Genomic DNA, 19,181 nt, shown 5'->3' with positions numbered 1-19,181 from the left:
CCCGCGAGGCACCCGCTTGGAAATCGAAATCGTCACGCTCTCCCGCCAGGGCGGCCGCAACTACAACGAAGACGTCCACGGCCACTGGCACGACGAGCGCTATGTCGCCTGCCTGGTGGCCGACGGCGCGGGCGGGCATGGCGGGGGCGACGTGGCTGCGGCCACCGCGCGCAGCAGCGTGCTGGGCGGCTTCTCGGCCACGCCGGGGCTCGACGAGCCCACGCTGCGCCGGCTGGTGGAGCAGGCCAACATCGACGTGGTGGCGCGGCAGGCCGAGGGCGGCAAGCTCGCGGGTATGCGCTCGACCATCGTGTTCGCGGCCATCGACCTCGAGGACCATGCACTGGCCTGGGTGCACAGCGGCGACAGCCGGGCCTACCTGTTCCGCGGCGGTGCCATCGTGGCGCGCACCACCGACCACAGCCTGGTGCAGCAGATGGTGGCCGGCGGCATGCTCGACGAGGAGGGCGCGCGGCTGCATCCGCAACGCAACATGCTGCTGTCGGCGTTGGGCTCGATCGAGGAGGCGCCCGACATCGCCGTGTCCGACCGCATGCGCCTGCTGCCAGGCGACGTGCTGCTGTTGTGCAGCGACGGCGTGTGGGAGCCGTTGGGCGACGAGCGCCTGATCGACACGCTGCATGCCTCGCGCACGCCCAGCCAGTGGACCGAGCTGATCGACGCACAGGTGAAGGCCAACGCCAAGCCGGGATACGACAACTACACGGCGCTCACGCTGTGGGTGATCGAGGATGAAGGCGATGATGCGACGCGGCTGTTGCCCGAGAGCGTTGCGTCGGCCGACTGACTTCTGAATTGCCTCGAACAAAAGGCAAGGGCCTGAAGCGCCGTCCATCGGACGATCGCTCCAGGCCCTTGTCTGTTGCCGAGGGGCCGTGGCTGAAACTCAGATGCCGCCCGTGACCGGCACCCTCGCGGGTGCGCCGCCGTAGGCGTACTTGCTGGCCGTCTTCTTGACCCGCTTCAATGCGCTGCGCAGCAACAGCGGCATGTCTTCCCGGTTGGGCAGGTTGGTGTAGTTGTCGATCCCCTGCTCCTTGCAGAAGTTGGCGCAGCCGTTGTTGAGCAGGTCGAGCGCGTAGCGCGACTGGCTGATCGTGCTGGACGTGCCGGGGTCCCGGAACGGGTCGAAGATGCCGTCCGCCAGGACCTTGCGCCCGCCCGCAACCATCTGCTGCTGGAAGTGCGTGATGTGCTTTTGCGTGGTCGGTCCGTAGTAGCCGTCCACCGCGATCACTTCGGTCTGGCCGGGCGGCGGGTCGAAGTCGTGGTTGAAGCCCATCAGCTCGTAGTAGAAGATCTTGAACAGCGCCTGCACCAGCATCACGTCTTCACGCGTGTTGGAGCCGATCCGGCCGACCGACCAGTCGATGTTGTAGGTGGCGAGCAGCGCGCCGCTGTCGCCGATGATTGGGGTGCTGAATGCCATCGCATTGCTCCGGTGGAGGACACGCAAGGAAGCGGACCGGGCGCGGCAGCCGCGCCTGATTCCGCACTCGACGAATCCGCCGTCCGTCAGCGGGTTTCGGTGGTCGGCACGTTCCAGCCGAACTTCACTTCGCCAGCTCCGGCGCCCTTGTCGTCCTGGGCCTTGTAGGCGAACTCGATGTCCTTGAACGAGCACGAGACCTGTTCCTGCACATCGCCGCCCTGTGCGCCGCCAGGAGCGACGCTGGAGATGAAGACTTCCTTCAGCGTGACCTTCAGGTACTCCTGCTGGCCTTCGCCCGACTTGCGGCAGGTCATGACCATGTCCTTGAAGTGCTTGCCGCCCACGCAGTTCTTGGCCAGCACCGGAGAGGCCTTGTCGTAGCCGTGCACGAAGTGGAAGTCGCCAGGCGTGGCCTTGCCCTTGCCGGAGCCGCCGCCCGAGCCCGCGCCCGAGGCGTTGCTCACGTTCCACGACCACGACGAGATCTCGATCTCGTCCTTGTGGTCCTTGTGGGAAGACTCGCCCTTGACGCCGTCGAGCTTGATGTGAAAGTCAGATGACATGTTCCTACTCCTTGGGACCCGATTTGCGTTCGGGCGGTTGATGACTGGGTTGAAGACGAAGGCTGCCGGCGGTTTGAAAACACGACCGGTACGCGGCAGCTACAGAGAGAACGAAACGGAACCGGGAATTTCAAGAAAACCCGGGGGACTTTTCAGGTGCCTCCCTTGGCCGAAGGCAGCTTCGAGACCAGGCGCAGCGAGACCGTGAGGCCCTCGAGCTGGTAGTGCGGGCGCAGGAAGAACTTGGACGTGTAGTAGCCCGGGTTGCCTTCCACTTCCTCGACGATCACCTCGGCGGCGGCCAGCGGCTTCTGGGCCTTGGTGGTCTCCGACGAGTTGGCGGGGTCGCCGTCCACGTAATTCATGATCCACTTGTTGAGCCAGCGCTGCATGTCCTCGCGCTCCTTGAAGCTGCCCACCTTGTCGCGCACGATGCACTTGAGGTAGTGCGCGAAGCGATTGCAGGCAAAGAGGTAGGGCAGGCGCGCCGCCAGGTTGGCGTTGGCCGTGGCGTCGGGGTCGTCGTACTCGGCCGGCTTGTTGAGCGACTGGGCGCCGATGAAGGCCGCGAAGTCGGAGTTCTTGCGATGGATCATCGACAGCAGCCCGGCCTTCGACAGCTCGGCCTCGCGCCGGTCGCTGATGGCGATCTCGGTCGGGCACTTCTGATCCACGCCGCCGTCGTCGCTCGGGAAGGTGTGCAGCGGCAGGTTCTCCACCGCGCCGCCCGACTCGATGCCGCGGATGCGCGAACCCCAGCCGTAGAGCTTGTAAGAACGGTTGATGTTGGTCGCCATCGCATAGGCGGCATTGGCCCAGGCGTACTTGCTGTGGTCGGCGCCGGCCGTGTCTTCCTCGAAGTCGAACTCTTCCACCGGGTTGGTGTTGGCGCCGTAAGGAGTGCGCGCCAGGAAGCGCGGCATGCACATGCCGAGGTACTTGGAATCGTCCGACTCGCGCAGCGAGCGCCAGCCGGCGTACTCGGGCGTGAGGAAGATCTTGGTCAGGTCGCGCGGGTTCGCGAGTTCCTGCCACGACTCCATCTGCATCAGGTTGGGACTGGCGCCGGTGATGAAAGGCGCATGGGCCGAGGCCGCGATCTTGGCCATCTCGCCGAGCAGTTCCACGTCGGGCGGGCTCTGGTCGAAGTGATAGTCGCCCACCAGCGCGCCGAAGGGCTCGCCGCCGAACTGGCCGTACTCCTGTTCGTAGATCTTCTTGAACATCGGGCTCTGGTCCCAGGCCGCGCCCTTGAACTTCTTGAGGTTCTTGGCCAGCTCCTGCTTGGAGATGTCCATCACGCGGATCTTGAGGTTCTCGTCGGTCTCGGTGTTGTTCACCATGTAGTGCAGGCCGCGCCATGCACTCTCGAGCTTCTGGTAATCGGGGTGATGGATGATCCTGTTCACCTGGTCGGTGAGCTTGGCGTCGATCGCGGCGATCATGGCCTGGATCGACCGGGTCACGTCCTTGCCGATGATGGTGCTGTTGGCCAGCGCCTGCTGCGCCAGCGTGAGCACGGCGGCTTCGACGGCGCTCTTGGCTTCGTCGCTGCGCGGCTTGAATTCCTTCTGCAGCAGCGACGAAAAATCGCTGCCCGCATACGCGACATCTTTCAGCGCGCTCTGTTCGAGTGCTTCGGCCATGGTGGTTTACTCCTCGTTGCTCAAGTGGGGTTCAGGCGGCCGGCGTGGCGCCGTCCTCGGGCTTCTTGCTCGCGGCCAGCGTCTGCAGCAGGGCCGGGTCTTCGAGCACCTTGGCCAGCAGGTCCTCGGCACCGCCCTTGCCGTCCATGTAGGTGACGAGGTTCGACAGCTGCGTGCGCGCCTCGAGCAGCTTGTTGAGCGCACCGACCTTGCGCGCCACGGCGGCGGGCGAAAAGTCTTCCATGTTCTCGAAGGTGAGCTCCACCTTCAGATCGCCTTCGCCGGTGAGCGAGTTCTCCACCGCGAACGCCGCGCGCGGTTTCATGGCCTTCATGCGCGAGTCGAAGTTGTCGACGTCGATCTCCAGGAACTTGCGGTCGACCACCGGCGCGAGCGGGTCGGCGGGCTTGCCCGACAGGTCGGCCAGCACGCCCATCACGAAGGGCAACTGCACCTTCTTCTCGGCCCCGTAGAGTTCCACGTCATATTCGATCTGGACCCGGGGCGCCCGGTTGCGGGCGATGAATTTCTGACTGCTCTTGGCCATGGAGATGCTCCTTGCGGGTGTGAATGGGTGCGGTGTCGGGAAGGGCGGGCTTATTCGGACGGGCGGCGGCCCGTGACCGTTTCGATGGTGTCCATCGCGTTCGGCGCGAGGTTGGCCATGATCTCGAGAAAGCTCACGCCGATGAGCTTCTTGGCGCGCTCGATCAGCAGCGGCGCGGGGTTGCCGGGCTCGGCCTGCTCGAGGTAGCGGATCACGCGGTCGAGCATCTGCACCGCGTCCTGGCGGTTCTGGATCTCGCCGCGCATGGCGGCGGGACGGGCGGTTGTACTGGCCGCCTGCGATTCGCCGGCTTCGGCATTCGCACTCGCCGGCGCTTCGTCAGGCGCGCCAGCGGCGGCGCCGCACGCTTTCTTCAGCACGTGGGCAACGGTGCGAAGCGGGGCCAGGTCGATGGCGTCGGCGCGGCCGGTGCGATCGACCAGCAAGGCCCGCAGTTTCTCGAGGAGGACGGGCACGTCCATCGCGGTTTGAAGCGGTTCGGGCTGGGACGCGTGGATGGCCTCGAGGCCGCCCTTGACCTGCGAGGCCGAATAGGTGGCCTCGCCGCTGACGGCGCCCAGTGCGTTGTGGGCGACGGCGATGTCGCGCACGCGTATCGGCCCCACGCCGGGTGCCACGCCCACCTGTGCGTCGTACAGCTCGCGCAGCATCGTCTGGCTCTCGTCGCAGAAGGGCGCGAGCGCGTTCAGGCGCATCGTCGGGTCGTTGCCGTCGTCGGCATCCAGCTTTGGATGTATGCCTTCCCAGAAGGTGTCGAGCAGACCCGTCAGCAGTTGCAGCCCGGCAACGAAGCCGGGCACGCCTTGCAGGTGCGTCGATGCGCGCAGCAGCAGCACCGCGGCACGCACGTCCTTGCTGCGGCGCAGGATGCTCCCGGCCTGCTCGCCCACTTCGCGCCACTCGGGTTCGACCGCGGGGATGACGGTGTCGCCGAACTGCTGCTCGGGCTTGCCCTGCGCGGCCGCCACCAGCGCCATGAAGTCCGCGTCGTACTCGAGATCGTCGCCGCACGGCGAGGCCTCGCCGATGGGCGCGAGCAGTGTGGCTGCAAGTTCGTTGGTCAGCATGTTGCCTGTTGGAGTTCGCTGGTGATAATCAAAGATGCGTCTTGACCGGTCAATGCAACGAAGGGAATAGCATGCGCACGCTGGGTACATACCATTCGTCCTATGAAGGCTTCCTTGCCGCTGCAACGCGGCGCCGCATCGCGGTCCTTGGCCTTGCTGCAGCGGGTCTTTTCATCGCGGGCTGCGCAAGCAAGCCGGTCGTCACCACGGTGGCCGTCACGCTCACGGCGGGCGCCGACGCCAACCCCGATGCGCGCGGCCGCGCCTCGCCGCTCACCGTGCGCGTGTATGCACTGAAGTCGCCAGGTCCCTTCGAGGGCGCCGATTTCTTCTCGCTGTTCGAGAAGGACCAGGCCACGCTCGGCGCGGAGCTGGTGCAGCGCGAAGAAGTTCTGCTGCGGCCCGGCGAGACGAAGAAGCTCGACTTCAACCTGCCGCCCGATGCGAAGTCCATCGGCGTGATGGCGGCGTTCCGCGATCTCGACCGCGCGCGCTGGCGCGAAGTGCGGCCCGTCACCACCGGCAAGGCGCAGGCGCTCGACGTGAACTTCGGCGCCCGCGCGATCCGCGTCGACGCGAAGTAGGCGCAGCGCCGCATGGCCGCCGAGCCGCCAGAAGCGGTGGGCGGGCGACGGCAATGTGTTCAACGCGGAACGGTTTCGAGGAACACGAAGTCCGCGATCAGCCGCTCGCTGTTCTTGCTCGCCGCGAGCGCCTCGCGCAGTCGCAGCAGGTAGGCCGAGGCCAGCTCGAACGGCGGCCGGCCGGATGTTTCTCCAAAAGGCGCCGGCGACGACAGCACCGTGATCAGCACGCTGCCGAAGGGCGGGCTCACCAGCCAGCTCGATGGCACGTCGCGGCCCAGCTCCAGCGTCTCGCCGGCCGGCAGCCGCGTGGGCGCCTGTCCGGCGTTGAGGTGCATGACCGAGCCGTCGGCGGTGTAGTAGTCGACCCAGACGTAGCTGTCGTGGCGCGGCGCCACCACCTGCACGCGCACGGCGTCGCCCTCGCGCAGGTTGCCTTCGCGGGCCGAGGGTGCTTCCACGTCCAGCCCGTAAGCCTTCTCGCGGTTGCGCGCCTGGTAGGGCTTGAGGATGGCGAACACCTCGCAGTGGGGCCACACGCGCAGGCCGACGTCGAAGCGCGGTGCCTGCACGCCGGGTATCGCGCTCACTTCGCTCTCGACCCGCGGCAGGTCGCCGGGCACCGAGACGAAGCCGGTGACGTGCGTGCGGCCCTCGGGGTCGATGCCGGCCGTGAGGTCGGCGCAGGCGAAAGTCTGCAGGTGCTGCTCCACGCGCTGGGCCGGGCCGGTGGCCATGGCCGGCGGCCCGGTGGACCACAGCCACAGCAGGTAGAGCAGCGGCAGCATCAGCGCCAGCGCGGCACTGCTGCGCAACAGCGTGCGGTCGCGCCGGCGCGTGTCGCCGGGGCCGGGCGGGTCGGGCACGTCGCGGGGCTGCGGCGCGATGCGCTCCTGCACCGGACCGCCGGTCGACGGCGGGCGCAGTTGAAGTTGGCGGCCGTGCAGTTCCTTGAGCTTGCCGAGCTCGCCGTGATCGCCATCCTCGAAGTAATACTGGCCCTTGAAGCCGAGCACCAGCGCATGCCAGTACACCTCGCGCACGGGGTCGTCCTGTGGGGTCAGGGCAGACAGGTGATGGAAGAACTCGCTGTGTGCGTTGTTGGAGTTGAAGAGCTGCACCTGCAGCGGGGCTGCGCCAGCAGTGTTGGCGACAGCGGTTGCGCCGGGATGGCGCGCGAGGATCTCGTCGATCCAGGCCACCATTGCGAAGGCCGCCGATTCGATCTGTGGTGCGGGCGTGCCCGCGGCCTCGGCGGCGGCGCGCGCCGCGTCGAGCAGCTGGCGGGCCTGCTGCTGCGCCGCATCGTGCGGCAGCAAGGGCGCGCCGGCCGCAATCGATGCGTCCAGTGCGAGACCGAACGAGATGAAGTTGGAGAAGCAGTCGAGAAGGCGGGCCATGCGTGGGCTCGCTCAACCATGCGTTGCGAAGGATGCCTTGCGCCGGAGTCTGCTGCGATGGCACATGCCCATGTCCCCGGTTTCTTCGAACAGGCGTTCATTCTTTCAAACGGCTTGCGCCCGGCGCCATACCGCTTGGGGTCTATGCCGTTGGTGGGGCCGCCGGCCTTGCTGTGCGGGGCATTCGCCGGTATCTTCAGCGCCTGCAAGTCACTGCACGCTGGGACACGGGGAAAAGACATCATGAAAATCCTGATCGCCGACGACCACCGGCTCGTCATCGAGGCGGTCAAAGCCAAGTTGTCGGAGCTGGAGCCTCGCATCGAATTCGTTCTGGCGATGAGCGTCGACGAATTGCTTGCCGGAGCCACCGACGACCTCGACCTGGCCCTGATCGACCTCAACATGCCCGGCGCTGACGGCCAGGCCCACATCGACGAAGTCCGCCGCCGCCATCCGGCCGTGCCGGTGATCGTGCTGTCGGGCTACGAAGACCCGGCCATCATGCGCAGCGCGCTCGAACGCGGCGTGCTCGGCTTCATTCCCAAGGCCTACTCGCCCGAGGTCATGCTCTCGGCCGTGCGGCTGGTGCTGGCCGGCGGCGTGTATGTGCCGCCGATGATGCTGACGGCACTGCCGCCCGGCATCGTGGCCGGCGTGGCGCCGCAGGCCGGCGCCGAGGCGCTTGTGCGCAGCGGTGGCAATGGCGGCGCTGGCAGCCAGACGCTGGAGCACCTGCGCAACGTGCTGACGGAGCGGCAGGTCGAGGTGCTGCAGTTGCTGTCGCAGGGCAAGCCCAACAAGCTGATCGGGCGCAGCCTCGGCATCAGCGAGGGCACCGTGAAGATCCACCTTGCGGCGATCTTCCGTGCGCTGAACGTGCGCAACCGCACCGAGGCGGTGGTGGCAGCGCAGGCACTGACCGAAGCGCAGCAGGCCTGAGCCCGGAGGCGCATGGCGTTCAGCGCTTGGCGAACACGCCGTTCCATGCGAACACCGAGTTCGGCGCATTCACGCGCATCGGCGTGACGGCGGAGATCTGCGGGGTTTGTCTCTTCGTCGGCGGTTCGTGCTCGACGCGCACGCCCTTGGCGAGTTGCTCTTCGACCAGGCTCTGCAGCGTGACGGAGCCCAGGAACTCCATGACGTGGTGCTTGGCGGAGGCCCACAGCGCGTCGGTCGAGTAGCAGCCCATGCTGCCGGCGTCCTTCTTTTTCGGCGAGGCACCGGTGTCCGCCACGGGCTGGCCATCGACCGAGGCGAGGATGTCAGCGACGGTGATTTCGGACGCCCTGCGCGTCAGTGTGTAGCCGCCTCCGGGGCCGCGCGTTGCCTTGATCAGCGCATGCTGGCGCAGCTTGCTGAAGAGCAACTCCAGCGATGAACGGGCAATGTGTTGTCGCTGGCTGATCGACGCCAAAGGCACGGGGCCGTCCCGCTCGCGCATCGCGACATCGATCATGGCCGTCAAGGCGAAGCCGCCCTTCGTCGTGAGACGCATGGAGTGTTCCTCGGTAGTGAGTTTTGCAAACGATGGACGGTAGGTGTGCAAAAGACCGGGAAAAGTTTCCGACGCGCGGTGGCGGCATTTTTGAAACAATATGCAGAACGCCGTGGGCTCTCGCCGTTGAGAGGTGCGGCCGCTCCCGATTTCCTTGTTGCTCTCTGCCTTGAACTCTTTCCACATGGACCCAACCCACTTCGACGCAGCCATCGTCGACCTTGACGGCACCATGGTCGACACGCTCGGCGACTTCGCCGCGTCGCTGAACCGCATGCTCGAGGACCTCTCGCTGCCGCATGTGGCGCCTGCCGCCATCGAGGCGATGGTGGGCAAGGGCTCGGAGCACCTGATCCATTCCACGCTCGTGCATGTGATGGCGCCACCGGGAGCCGACGCTGCCGAGGCGAAGGCCCGTGCGCTGTTCGATCGCGCGTGGGAGCGCTATCAGCATCACTACCTTGCCATCAACGGACAGCACTCGGCTGTGTATGCCGGCGTGATCGAGGGGCTGAAGGCGCTGCGCGCGCGAGGCCTCAGGCTGGCCTGCCTGACCAACAAGCCGACGTCGTTCGCCAAGCCGCTGCTGGCCGTCAAGGGCCTCGACGGCTTCTTCGATCTGGTGTTCGGCGGCGATGCCTTCGAGCGCAAGAAGCCCGATCCGCTGCCGCTGCTGAAGACCTGCGAAGCACTGGGCACCACGCCCGCGCGCACGCTGATGATCGGCGACTCGAGCAACGACGCACGTGCCGCACGCGCCGCGGGCTGCCCCGTCGTGCTCGTGACCTACGGCTACAACCACGGCGAGCCGGTGCGCGGCGTCGATGCCGATGGCTTCGTCGATTCGCTGGCCGAACTCGCGCCGGCCACGATGCGATAGCGACGCGTCTTACTGCTTGCCGAGCAGTGCGTCCTTCAGCTTCCAGTCGGCCGGATTCGGCCCCAGCCAGATGCGCAGCAGCGCGTTGAAGAAGGCCTGCTCCTTGATTGGATCAGGCTGCGGCACGCCGCGTACGGTGATTACCGTGCCGGTGCCGGGCAGCCAATCGACGGTGAAGGTGTCGCCGGTCTTCAACTGCTTTTGGTCCGCGAACATCGTGCCCATGCGCAGCAGGCCCGGAATGAGGTTGACCATCTCGCTCTTGGGCGAGTTCTCTTCCACGCCCTTGATGAAGAGCTTGCCGAGTTCGTTCGCGTCGATGTCGCGCAGCATGGTGATGGCCACGCGCTTGGGGCCCGGCGCGGCCAGTGCTTCTTCGGTGGTCGATACCTTCCTGCCCACGTACAGGCCGGCCGTGTAGACCTTGAAGATGGCCTTGTAGCGAATGCCCGCGCCATTGAGCACCAAGGGGGTGCCGCGCAGATCCATCTGGTCTTCGAGCTTGACGCCGGCCACGTCGACCTGCGCGGCCAAGGCGCCGAGGGCTGCGGTGGCCAGGCAAGCGGCCAGGGCGAGGCGCGAGAAGAACGCGCCCGGAAGCGAAAGAGCGGTCAACGGGGACTCCTTGGATTTTTGCGAACGGTCGTGCGAATGTATCTTTTTGTTTTACGTTTCGCTCTCGGGGGGAACCCTCAAAACCCAGGTTCGCAGCATCCCCATGCACGCTTGCGCGTTTTCGTGGGCTAAACTCCGCGCCTCATATGTTCGTTCATCACATCATTCAAACAGGTGAAGGCAGCCGGGGAGCCTGGCCCTGGCGTCGCCATACTTCGCTGACTGTTTGATTGCACGGCGCACGCCGTGCGCCCGCGGTTCCGGATCGACACACACGACGACGCCGGGCCACCCGTGAATGACCTTGCCATCGGCCAAAGAAGCGCCGGCCGGCAACTGGAGAACGAATCCGTGATTACCGAACTTGAATTCAAGAGCCTCAGCGCCCAGGGCTACAACCGCATTCCGCTGATGGCCGAGGCCTTTGCCGACCTCGAAACGCCTCTGTCCCTGTACCTCAAGCTGGCCCATTCGCAAGGCGGCGGCAAGCACAGCTTTTTGCTCGAATCCGTGGTGGGCGGCGAGCGCTTCGGGCGCTACAGCTTCATCGGACTGCCGGCTCGCACGCTGTTGCGCGCCAGCGGCTTCGGCGCCGAGGCCGTCACCGAGGTGGTGACGGACGGCCAGGTCGTCGAGACCGCCAAGGGCAATCCGCTGGAGTTCGTGGCCGACTACCAGAAGCGCTTCAAGGTCGCGCTGCGGCCCGGCCTGCCGCGCTTCTGCGGCGGCCTGGCCGGCTACTTCGGCTACGACACCGTGCGCCACATCGAGCGCAAGCTCGAGAACAGCTGCCCGCCCGACACGCTGGGCTGCCCCGACATCCTGCTGCTGCAGTGCGAGGAACTGGCGGTCATCGACAACCTCTCGGGCAAGCTCTACCTCATCGTCTATGCCGACCCCAAGCAGCCCGAGGCCTATGCCGCGGGCAAGCGCCGCCTGCGCGAGCTGAAGGACAAGCTCAAGTACTCGGTGAGCGCGCCCATCGTGAAGCCGACGCAGGCGCACCCGCCCGAGCGCAGCTTTGCCAAGGCCGACTACCTCGCGGCCGTGGAGCGCGCCAAGGAAATGATCGCCGCCGGCGACTTCATGCAGGTGCAGGTGGGCCAGCGCATCAGCAAGCGCTACACCGAGTCGCCGCTGTCGCTGTACCGCGCGCTGCGTTCGCTGAATCCGTCGCCCTACATGTACTACTACAACCTGGGCGACTTCCACGTGGTGGGCGCCTCGCCCGAGATCCTGGTGCGCCAGGAGAACACGGGCGACGGCGAGCAGAAGATCACCATCCGCCCGCTGGCCGGCACGCGACCGCGCGGCGCGTCGATCGAGCTCGACAAGGCGGCCGAGGTGGAGCTCATCAACGACCCGAAGGAGCGCGCCGAGCACGTGATGCTCATCGACCTCGCGCGCAACGACATCGGCCGCATCGCCAAGACCGGCACCGTCAAGGTGACGGAAGCCTTCGCGGTGGAGCGCTACAGCCACGTGATGCACATCGTGAGCAATGTCGAAGGCACGCTGAAGGACGGCATGACCGCCATCGACGTGCTCAAGGCCACGTTCCCGGCCGGCACGCTGACCGGCGCGCCCAAGGTGCATGCGATGGAGCTCATCGACCAGCTGGAGCCCACCAAGCGCGGCCTGTACGGCGGTGCTTGCGGCTACATCAGCTATGCGGGCGACATGGACGTGGCCATCGCCATCCGCACCGGCATCGTGAAGGACCAGATGCTGCACGTGCAGGCCGCGGCCGGCGTGGTGGCCGACTCGGTGCCCGAGCTGGAGTGGAAGGAAACAGAGGCCAAGGCGCGCGCATTGCTGCGTGCCGCCGAACTGGTCGAGGAAGGCCTGGAATGAGCAACGCACCCGATATCCAGAACGACTTTTCGCACGAGATCATCGGCGCGGCGGTCGAAGTGCAGCGCGTGCTCGGCACGGGGCTTGACGAGGGGGCCTACGCCGCTGCGTTGGCCATCGAACTCGCCGAGCGCGAGATCGGCTTCACGCGCGACGTGGCGCTGTCCGCCAGCTACAAGGGCCGCTCGCTCGGCGAGGTGTACCGCGCGGGCTTCGTGATCGAGCAGTCGGTCATCGTCGAGCTCAAGGCGGTCGACGTGCTGACCGACCTGCACCGCGCGCAGGTGCTCGCCGCGCTGCGTCTGTCGGGCCTCAAGCTGGGCCTTTTGATCAACTTCAACGTGTTCCCCGTCGTCAAGGGCGTGCACCGGATTGTGAGCAAGCCATGAAACTGCTGATGATCGACAACTACGATTCCTTCACCTACAACATCGTCCAGTACCTCGGCGAACTGGGTGCGGACGTGCAGGTGCACCGCAACGACGAGATCACGGTGGCGCAGATCGGCGAGCTGATCGCTGCGGGCGTCACGCGCCTCGTGGTGTCGCCGGGGCCGTGTTCGCCGGCGGAGGCGGGCGTATCTGTCGCGGCCATCGAGGCGTTCGCGGGCAAGCTGCCTATTCTTGGCGTGTGCCTCGGCCACCAGGCGATCGGCGCGGCCTTCGGCGGCAAGATCGTGCGCGCGCAGCAGCTCATGCACGGCAAGACCAGCGAGATCACGACCACGCAGGAAGGCGTGTTCGCGGGGTTGCCCCAGAGGTTCGTCGTCAACCGCTACCACTCGCTTTCCATCGAGCGCGAGAGCTGCCCCAAGGCCCTGGCTGTCACCGCCTGGACCGACGACGGCGAGATCATGGGCGTGCGGCACACCGGCTTCGCGCACGACGTGCGCATCGAAGGCGTGCAGTTTCACCCGGAGTCCATCCTGACCGAGCACGGCCACGCCATGCTCAAGAACTTCCTCGATTGATCCCGCCATGACAGACCGCTCTTCTCTTGTCGACCTGCGCAGCGACACCGTCACGCAGCCCACGCCCGCGATGCGCGAGGCCATGATGGCGGCGCCGCTCGGCGACGACGTCTTCGGCACCGATCCGAGCGTGAACGCGCTGCAGGAAAAGATCGCAGGCATGTTGGGCTTCGAGGCGGCGCTGTTCGTGCCCACAGGCACGCAGAGCAACCTGTGCGCGATCCTTTCGCACTGCGGCCGCGGCGACGAGTACATCGTCGGCCAGCAGGCGCACTGCTACCGCTGGGAAGGCGGCGGCGCCGCGGTGTTCGGCAGCGTGCAGCCGCAGCCGCTCGACCACGCGCCCGATGGCACGCTGCCGCTCGCGCAGATCGAGGCGGCCATCAAGCCCGACGACGCGCACTTCGCGCGCACGCGGCTGCTGGCGCTGGAGAACACGCTGGGCGGCAAGCTGCTGCCTTTCGAGTACGTGCAGGCCGCGACCGATCTGGCGAGAAGCAGGGGGCTGCAGCGGCATCTCGACGGCGCACGCCTCTTCAATGCGGCAACCGCGCAGGCGACATTGAACAATCGCAGCGACATCCGCGCGGAAGCCCGCCGCATCGCGCAATGTTTCGACAGCGTGTCGGTGTGCTTCAGCAAGGGTCTCGGCGCACCCATCGGCTCGGCGCTGGTGGGGTCGCGGGAGTTCATCGCGCGGGCGCACCGCATCCGCAAGATGGCGGGCGGCGGCATGCGGCAGGCGGGGCTTCTGGCGGCAGCGGCTTCGCATGCGCTCGATCATCATGTCGATCGTCTCGCCGACGACCACGCACTGGCGCAGCGCCTGGCGCAGGGGCTCGAAGGCATCGAAGGGCTGAAGGTCGAGGCGCCGCACACGAACATCGTATTCGTCGATCTCGCCGGCGCCGCGCAGGCGCGTTCTTCGGAACTGCTCGCGAGCCTCAACCAGCAGGGCGTCCTTGCGACAGAGCTCTACCGCCTGCGCTTCGTGACGCATCTCGATGTCGATGCCGCCGGCGTCGACCGGGCCATCGGCGCGATCCGCGCTTTCTTCGACAAGTCCTGAGTGCTGCGAGAACGCGATGCCTGATCTTCCCCATCTGCTCGCCTTCATCGCCGCCGGCTGGCTGCTGAACCTGACGCCGGGCCCCGACGTGCTGTACGTCGTGACCAACTCGCTGCGCTCGGGCGTGCGCGCCGGCATCGTGGCGGGGCTCGGCATCACGGCGGGCTGCTTCGTTCACATCTTCGCCGCTGCGGTCGGTGTCGGCACGCTGGTGGCGACGTCCGCCACGGCCTTCACCGTGCTCAAGTACATCGGCGCGGCATACCTGCTGTACCTCGGCGTGCGCATGCTTCTGTCGCGTGCGAAGCCGCCGGCCGACCTGGAAGCCGTGGCCGCCGTGAGCGAGGCGCGCAGCCTCAAGGCGATCTTCCTTGGCGGCTTCTGGACCAACGTGCTGAATCCCAAGGTTGCGCTTTTCTTCCTGGCCTTCGTGCCGCAGTTCATCGCGCCGGGCACCGAGAGCAAGGCATTGGCCTTCGTGTTGCTGGGCGTGCTGTTCAATCTCAATGCCATCCCCGTCAACGTCGGATGGGCCATGGCCGCGAGCTGGATGGCGCACCGCGACGCCGTGCAGAAAGGCATGCACTGGCTCGACCGCGTCGCCGGCGTGCTTTTCATCGGCTTCGGCCTCAAGCTCGCGTTCACCGACGCGCCTGCCGTTCGCGTCGGTTCCTGATTCATCCCGAGGAGACTTTTCATGATCACCCCCCAGGAAGCGCTGCAGCGCACCATCGAACACCGCGAAGTCTTCCACGACGAAATGCTGCACATCGTGCGCCTCATCATGAGCGGCGAGTGCTCGCCCGTGATGATGGCCGCGCTGATCACCGGCCTGCGCGTGAAGAAGGAAACCATCGGCGAAATCACCGCCGCCGCGCAGGTGATGCGCGAGGTGTCGACCAAGGTGCCCGTGACGGACACGACGCACCTCGTGGACATCGTCGGCACCGGCGGCGACGGCTCGCACACTTTCAACATCTCGACCTGCTCGATGTTCGTCGCGGCCGCCGCGGGTGCCAAGGTGAGCAAGCATGGCGGGCGCAGCGTATCGAGCAAGTCGGGCAGCGCCGACGTGCTGGAGTCGCTGGGCGTCGACATCAACCTGAAGCCCGAGCAGATCGCGCGTTCCATCGAGCAGGTGGGCATCGGCTTCATGTTTGCGCCGAACCACCATCCCGCGATGAAGAACGTCGCGCCGGTGCGCAAGGAACTCGGCATCAAGACGATCTTCAACATCCTCGGGCCGCTGACGAATCCGGCCGGTGCGCCGAACATCCTGATGGGCGTGTTCCACCCTGACCTCGTGGGCATCCAGGTGCGTGCGCTGCAACGGCTCGGCGCCGAGCACGCGCTGGTGGTCTACGGCCGCGACGGCATGGACGAAATTTCGCTCGGCGCGGCCACCATGGTGGGCGAACTGAAGGACGGCGAAATTCGCGAATACGAACTGCATCCGGAAGACTTCGGCTTCCAGATGTCGAGCAACCGTGCACTGCGCGTGGAGACGCCCGAGCAGTCGAAGGCGATGCTGTTGGGCGTGCTCGACAATCACGCCGGCCCCGCGCTCGACATCGTGCTGCTGAATGCCGGTGCGGCGCTGTATGCGGCGAACGTGGTCGATTCGGTGGCGGCGGGCATCGAGCGCTCGCGCGCCGCCATCGCGTCGGGCGCGGCGAAGGCCAAGCTGGCCGAGCTGGTCAAGGCCTCCGCGGCCGTCTGAGCCTCCAGAAAACGGAACCCCCAAGCTATGTCCGACATCCTCGACAAGATCGTTGCCGTCAAGCACCAGGAAGTGGCCGCGGCCCTGAAGCGCGCGCCGCTCGAAGCCGTTCGCTTCGACGCCGAGAGCCGCGTGCTGACGCGCGACTTCGAAGCCGCGCTGCGCGCCAAGATCGCCGCCGGCCATGCCGCCGTGATCGCCGAAGTCAAGAAGGCCAGCCCGAGCAAGGGCGTGCTGCGCGAAGACTTCATTCCCGCCGACATTGCGCAGAGCTACGCCGAAGGCGATGGAGAGATCAGTGCGGCCTGCCTTTCGGTGCTGACCGACAAGCAGTTCTTCCAGGGCGGCGTGGACTACCTCAAGCAGGCCCGCGCCTCGTGCGACCTGCCGGTGCTGCGCAAGGATTTCATCATCGACGCGTACCAGGTGTACGAATCGCGCGCGATGGGCGCGGATGCGATCCTGCTGATCGTCGCGTGCCTCGACGATGCGCAGATGAAGGACTACGAAGCCATCGCGCGCGGGCTGGGCATGGCGGTGCTGGTGGAGGTGCACGACGCCGCCGAACTCGACCGCGCGCTCAAGCTGAAGACCGCGCTGATCGGCGTCAACAACCGCAACCTGCGCAACTTCGAGGTGTCGATCCAGGCGACCATCGACCTGCTGCCCAGGTTGCCGGCGGATCGCCTGCCCGTCACCGAATCGGGCATTGCCACGCGTTCAGATGTCGCTGCGCTGCGCGCGGCCGGCGTCAATGCCTTCCTGGTCGGCGAGGCGTTCATGCGCGCCAAGGAGCCCGGCGAGGCCCTCGCTGCGTTGTTCACATGAGCCGGCCCGATCAGCTGTCGAGCAGCGATCCTGCCGACTGGCCGGTAGCGCCCGGCTGGCAGCCGCTGGTCGACGACTTTTTCGGCGGCGCCGTCGGGCAGAAGTTGCTGGGCTTCCTGCGCGAACGCCTCGATGCGGGAGCCGTGATCTTTCCGCCGCAGCCGCTGCGGGCGCTGGAACTCACGCCGCCCGACGAGGTGCGCGTGGTGATCCTGGGCCAGGACCCGTACCACGGACGCGGCCAGGCCGAGGGGCTGGCATTCTCCGTGGCGCCCGGCGTGGCGCTGCCGCCGTCGCTGCGCAACATCTTCAAGGAGCTTCAGCGCGACTTGGGTGCGCCGCAGCCGCCGTTTCCGAACCCGGGCGGCAGCCTGGTGAAGTGGGCGACGCACGGCGTGCTGTTGCTCAACACCTGCCTGACGGTCGAAGAAGCGCAGCCCGCCAGCCATTCCGGCCGGGGCTGGGAAGTGCTGACGGACGCCGTCATCCATCATGTTTCAGATGGCGCCAAACCTGTTGTTTTTATGCTCTGGGGCTCGCACGCACAGAGTAAACGGGCGTTGATCGATGTTGGGCGCCATAAGGTGCTGATGTCGAATCATCCGTCGCCTCTTTCGGCGCTGCGCCCGCCCGTGCCGTTCATTGGCTGCGGTCATTTCGGCGAAGCGCGCGCATGGCGGGAGGCGCAGCGGCCGGAGGGTTGAACTTCGGAGATAATCGTGGGCTCACGCCTCGGGCAGTTCTTCCGCATCTTCTTGATGCCGGGATTTCTGGGTAGTCACAAAACCGTGCTATATTTCGAGGTTCGCCGGAGAGGTGGCCGAGTGGTTAATGGCAGCAGACTGTAAATCTGCCCTCTTACGAGTACGCTGGTTCGAATCCAGCCCTCTCCACCAGCGATGAATTTGGTTTCTAGGAGCGATTGGATCTAGCGCTTTGGGTGCCTTGAAGTGCCCCTGATGCGGGAGTAGTTCAATGGTAGAACCCCAGCCTTCCAAGCTGATGACGCGGGTTCGATTCCCGTCTCCCGCTCCAGAGATCCGGTTCGGCGCAGGAATGCGATTTGGTTAGACAAAGCCCTTTTGGCTCAGTGGTAGAGCACTCCCTTGGTAAGGGAGAGGTCGCGGGTCCGATTCCCGCAAAGGGCACCAGTTTTTGGGGGTTGCAACGGCAGCTTTGCAACCCATCTGCATACGTTGAAAACGTTTTTTTCGGAGTCGAAAAATGGCAAAAGGTAAATTCACCCGCACCAAGCCGCACGTGAACGTGGGCACGATCGGTCACGTCGACCACGGCAAGACCACGCTGACGGCGGCGANGAAAAATGGCAAAAGGTAAATTCACCCGCACCAAGCCGCACGTGAACGTGGGCACGATCGGTCACGTCGACCACGGCAAGACCACGCTGACGGCGGCGATCGCCACGGTGCTGTCGGCCAAGTTCGGCGGCGAAGCCAAGGCCTACGACCAGATCGACGCTGCGCCCGAAGAAAAGGCCCGCGGCATCACGATCAACACCGCGCACGTCGAGTACGAAACGGCCAACCGCCACTACGCACACGTCGACTGCCCCGGCCACGCCGACTACGTGAAGAACATGATCACCGGCGCCGCCCAGATGGACGGCGCCATCCTGGTGTGCTCGGCCGCTGACGGCCCGATGCCCCAGACCCGTGAACACATCCTGCTGGCTCGCCAGGTGGGCGTGGGCTACATCATCGTGTTCCTGAACAAGTGCGACATGGTCGACGACAAGGAGCTGCTCGAGCTGGTCGAAATGGAAGTCCGCGAACTCCTCGACAAGTACGAATTCCCCGGCGACGACACCCCCATCATCCACGGCTCGGCCAAGCTCGCCCTCGAAGGCGACAAGGGCGAACTGGGCGARGGCGCCATCATGAAGCTGGCCGAAGCCCTGGACACCTACATCCCGACGCCCGAGCGCGCCGTGGACGGCACCTTCCTGATGCCCGTCGAAGACGTGTTTTCGATCTCGGGTCGCGGCACCGTCGTGACCGGCGCTGTCGAGCGCGGCGTGATCAAGGTCGGCGAAGAAATCGAGATCGTCGGCATCCGCCCGACCGTCAAGACCACCTGCACCGGCGTGGAAATGTTCCGCAAGCTGCTGGATCAGGGTCAGGCTGGCGACAACGTCGGCGTGCTGCTGCGCGGCACCAAGCGCGAAGAAGTCGAGCGCGGCCAAGTGCTGTGCAAGCCCGGCTCGATCAAGCCGCACGTGCACTTCACCGCCGAGGTGTATGTCCTGTCGAAGGACGAAGGCGGCCGTCACACGCCGTTCTTCAACAACTACCGTCCGCAGTTCTACTTCCGCACGACGGACGTGACCGGCGCGATCGAGCTGCCCGCGGACAAGGAAATGGTCATGCCCGGCGACAACGTCAGCATCACCGTGAAGCTGATCAACCCGATCGCGATGGAAGAAGGCCTGCGCTTCGCCATCCG

21 protein-coding genes, 3 tRNA genes and 1 pseudogene are annotated in these 19,181 nt (G+C 66.1%); 17 read left to right on the top strand and 8 right to left on the bottom strand.

Annotated elements, in window-relative coordinates; all coding sequences use genetic code 11:
- Positions 1-16 precede the first annotated feature (16 nt).
- Entirely contained in the window at positions 17-808 is a 792-nt protein-coding gene (locus ASC92_RS11160) for a PP2C family protein-serine/threonine phosphatase (RefSeq protein ID WP_056514773.1), read from the top strand.
- 99 nt (positions 809-907) lie between these two features.
- Here ASC92_RS11160 and ASC92_RS11155 read toward each other — a convergent pair whose 3' ends face one another.
- The 5 genes from ASC92_RS11155 to tssA all read right to left on the bottom strand — a co-directional run bounded on the left by ASC92_RS11155 (position 908) and on the right by tssA (position 5,297).
- Entirely contained in the window at positions 908-1,450 is a 543-nt protein-coding gene (locus ASC92_RS11155; protein ID WP_056514770.1) for a peptidoglycan-binding domain-containing protein, read from the bottom strand.
- Positions 1,451-1,536: 86 nt separating this feature from the next.
- On the bottom strand, positions 1,537-2,016 hold the full coding sequence (locus ASC92_RS11150) for an Hcp family type VI secretion system effector (protein WP_056514767.1): 480 nt from the start codon (positions 2,014-2,016) through the stop codon (positions 1,537-1,539).
- Between the two features lie 152 nt (positions 2,017-2,168).
- Positions 2,169-3,662, bottom strand: a complete 1,494-nt coding sequence (tssC, locus tag ASC92_RS11145; RefSeq protein WP_056514763.1) for a type VI secretion system contractile sheath large subunit — start codon at positions 3,660-3,662, stop codon at positions 2,169-2,171.
- Between the two features lie 31 nt (positions 3,663-3,693).
- Complete coding sequence (gene tssB, locus ASC92_RS11140) at positions 3,694-4,209, bottom strand: type VI secretion system contractile sheath small subunit (RefSeq protein WP_056514760.1); 516 nt, start codon at positions 4,207-4,209, stop codon at positions 3,694-3,696.
- 50 nt (positions 4,210-4,259) lie between these two features.
- A complete protein-coding gene (gene tssA, locus ASC92_RS11135; protein WP_056514758.1) occupies positions 4,260-5,297 on the bottom strand; it encodes a type VI secretion system protein TssA in 1,038 nt (345 codons plus the stop codon).
- Between the two features lie 71 nt (positions 5,298-5,368).
- On the opposite strand from tssA, the gene tssJ reads away from it, so the two are divergent.
- Positions 5,369-5,881, top strand: coding sequence for a type VI secretion system lipoprotein TssJ (gene tssJ / locus ASC92_RS11130; protein WP_056514754.1), 513 nt, complete (start codon positions 5,369-5,371; stop codon positions 5,879-5,881).
- Between the two features lie 59 nt (positions 5,882-5,940).
- Here tssJ and ASC92_RS11125 read toward each other — a convergent pair whose 3' ends face one another.
- Positions 5,941-7,281: a DotU family type IV/VI secretion system protein gene (locus ASC92_RS11125; protein ID WP_056514751.1), complete on the bottom strand. Its 1,341-nt coding sequence runs from the start codon at positions 7,279-7,281 to the stop codon at positions 5,941-5,943.
- 243 nt (positions 7,282-7,524) lie between these two features.
- On the opposite strand from ASC92_RS11125, the gene ASC92_RS11120 reads away from it, so the two are divergent.
- Positions 7,525-8,223, top strand: a complete 699-nt coding sequence (locus tag ASC92_RS11120; protein WP_056514749.1) for a response regulator transcription factor — start codon at positions 7,525-7,527, stop codon at positions 8,221-8,223.
- Between the two features lie 19 nt (positions 8,224-8,242).
- On the opposite strand, the gene ASC92_RS11115 is transcribed toward ASC92_RS11120, so the two are convergent.
- Positions 8,243-8,782, bottom strand: a complete 540-nt coding sequence (locus ASC92_RS11115; protein ID WP_056514747.1) for an Rrf2 family transcriptional regulator — start codon at positions 8,780-8,782, stop codon at positions 8,243-8,245.
- 184 nt (positions 8,783-8,966) lie between these two features.
- Here ASC92_RS11115 and ASC92_RS11110 point away from each other — a divergent pair, with 184 nt between their 5' ends.
- Complete coding sequence (locus tag ASC92_RS11110) at positions 8,967-9,662, top strand: phosphoglycolate phosphatase (protein ID WP_157609045.1); 696 nt, start codon at positions 8,967-8,969, stop codon at positions 9,660-9,662.
- Between the two features lie 9 nt (positions 9,663-9,671).
- Here the strand turns inward: ASC92_RS11110 and ASC92_RS11105 are convergent, their stop codons facing one another.
- Positions 9,672-10,277: a chalcone isomerase family protein gene (locus ASC92_RS11105; protein WP_056514744.1), complete on the bottom strand. Its 606-nt coding sequence runs from the start codon at positions 10,275-10,277 to the stop codon at positions 9,672-9,674.
- A 351-nt stretch (positions 10,278-10,628) separates the two neighbouring features.
- Between ASC92_RS11105 and trpE the strand changes: the two genes are divergently transcribed.
- The 13 genes and pseudogenes from trpE to tuf all read left to right on the top strand — a co-directional run.
- Complete coding sequence (gene trpE / locus ASC92_RS11100; RefSeq protein WP_056516307.1) at positions 10,629-12,131, top strand: anthranilate synthase component I; 1,503 nt, start codon at positions 10,629-10,631, stop codon at positions 12,129-12,131.
- Positions 12,128-12,520 (top strand): GxxExxY protein, encoded by a 393-nt coding sequence (locus ASC92_RS11095; RefSeq protein ID WP_056514741.1) that lies wholly within the window; start codon positions 12,128-12,130, stop codon positions 12,518-12,520. The genes trpE and ASC92_RS11095 overlap by 4 nt, the downstream gene beginning before the upstream one ends.
- Complete coding sequence (locus tag ASC92_RS11090; protein WP_056514738.1) at positions 12,517-13,101, top strand: anthranilate synthase component II; 585 nt, start codon at positions 12,517-12,519, stop codon at positions 13,099-13,101. The genes ASC92_RS11095 and ASC92_RS11090 overlap by 4 nt, the downstream gene beginning before the upstream one ends.
- A 7-nt stretch (positions 13,102-13,108) precedes the next feature.
- Positions 13,109-14,170 carry a low-specificity L-threonine aldolase gene (gene ltaE, locus ASC92_RS11085; RefSeq protein WP_056514735.1) on the top strand — a complete coding sequence of 354 codons (1,062 nt, stop codon included), beginning with the start codon at positions 13,109-13,111 and terminating at the stop codon, positions 14,168-14,170.
- 16 nt (positions 14,171-14,186) lie between these two features.
- Positions 14,187-14,846, top strand: coding sequence for a LysE family translocator (locus tag ASC92_RS11080; protein ID WP_056514732.1), 660 nt, complete (start codon positions 14,187-14,189; stop codon positions 14,844-14,846).
- A 21-nt stretch (positions 14,847-14,867) separates the two neighbouring features.
- Positions 14,868-15,890: an anthranilate phosphoribosyltransferase gene (trpD, locus tag ASC92_RS11075; RefSeq protein WP_056514728.1), complete on the top strand. Its 1,023-nt coding sequence runs from the start codon at positions 14,868-14,870 to the stop codon at positions 15,888-15,890.
- Between the two features lie 27 nt (positions 15,891-15,917).
- Positions 15,918-16,718: an indole-3-glycerol phosphate synthase TrpC gene (gene trpC / locus ASC92_RS11070; protein ID WP_056514725.1), complete on the top strand. Its 801-nt coding sequence runs from the start codon at positions 15,918-15,920 to the stop codon at positions 16,716-16,718.
- Positions 16,715-17,422, top strand: a complete 708-nt coding sequence (locus ASC92_RS11065; RefSeq protein WP_056514723.1) for a uracil-DNA glycosylase — start codon at positions 16,715-16,717, stop codon at positions 17,420-17,422. Before trpC ends, ASC92_RS11065 begins: the two co-directional genes overlap by 4 nt.
- Before the next feature lie 106 nt (positions 17,423-17,528).
- Positions 17,529-17,614: transfer RNA gene (locus tag ASC92_RS11060), tRNA-Tyr, on the top strand.
- Between the two features lie 65 nt (positions 17,615-17,679).
- Positions 17,680-17,753, top strand: a tRNA-Gly gene (locus ASC92_RS11055).
- A 41-nt stretch (positions 17,754-17,794) separates the two neighbouring features.
- Positions 17,795-17,869 (top strand) — tRNA-Thr (locus ASC92_RS11050).
- Positions 17,870-17,942: 73 nt separating this feature from the next.
- Positions 17,943-18,036, top strand: a pseudogene (locus ASC92_RS29645) (GTP-binding protein); the annotation flags it as partial.
- A 6-nt stretch (positions 18,037-18,042) separates the two neighbouring features.
- Positions 18,043-19,181, top strand: a 1,139-nt coding sequence (tuf, locus tag ASC92_RS11045; RefSeq protein ID WP_056514720.1) for an elongation factor Tu, incomplete at its 3' end; no start/stop codon positions are given.

Origin of the sequence: Variovorax sp. Root411, from assembly GCF_001425205.1 — a bacterium.
In the GTDB taxonomy this organism is placed as follows: Bacteria; Pseudomonadota; Gammaproteobacteria; order Burkholderiales; family Burkholderiaceae_C; genus Variovorax.
The sequence above is the reverse complement of the archived record's forward strand: the minus strand, read 5'-3'. Positions and strand labels throughout refer to the sequence as shown.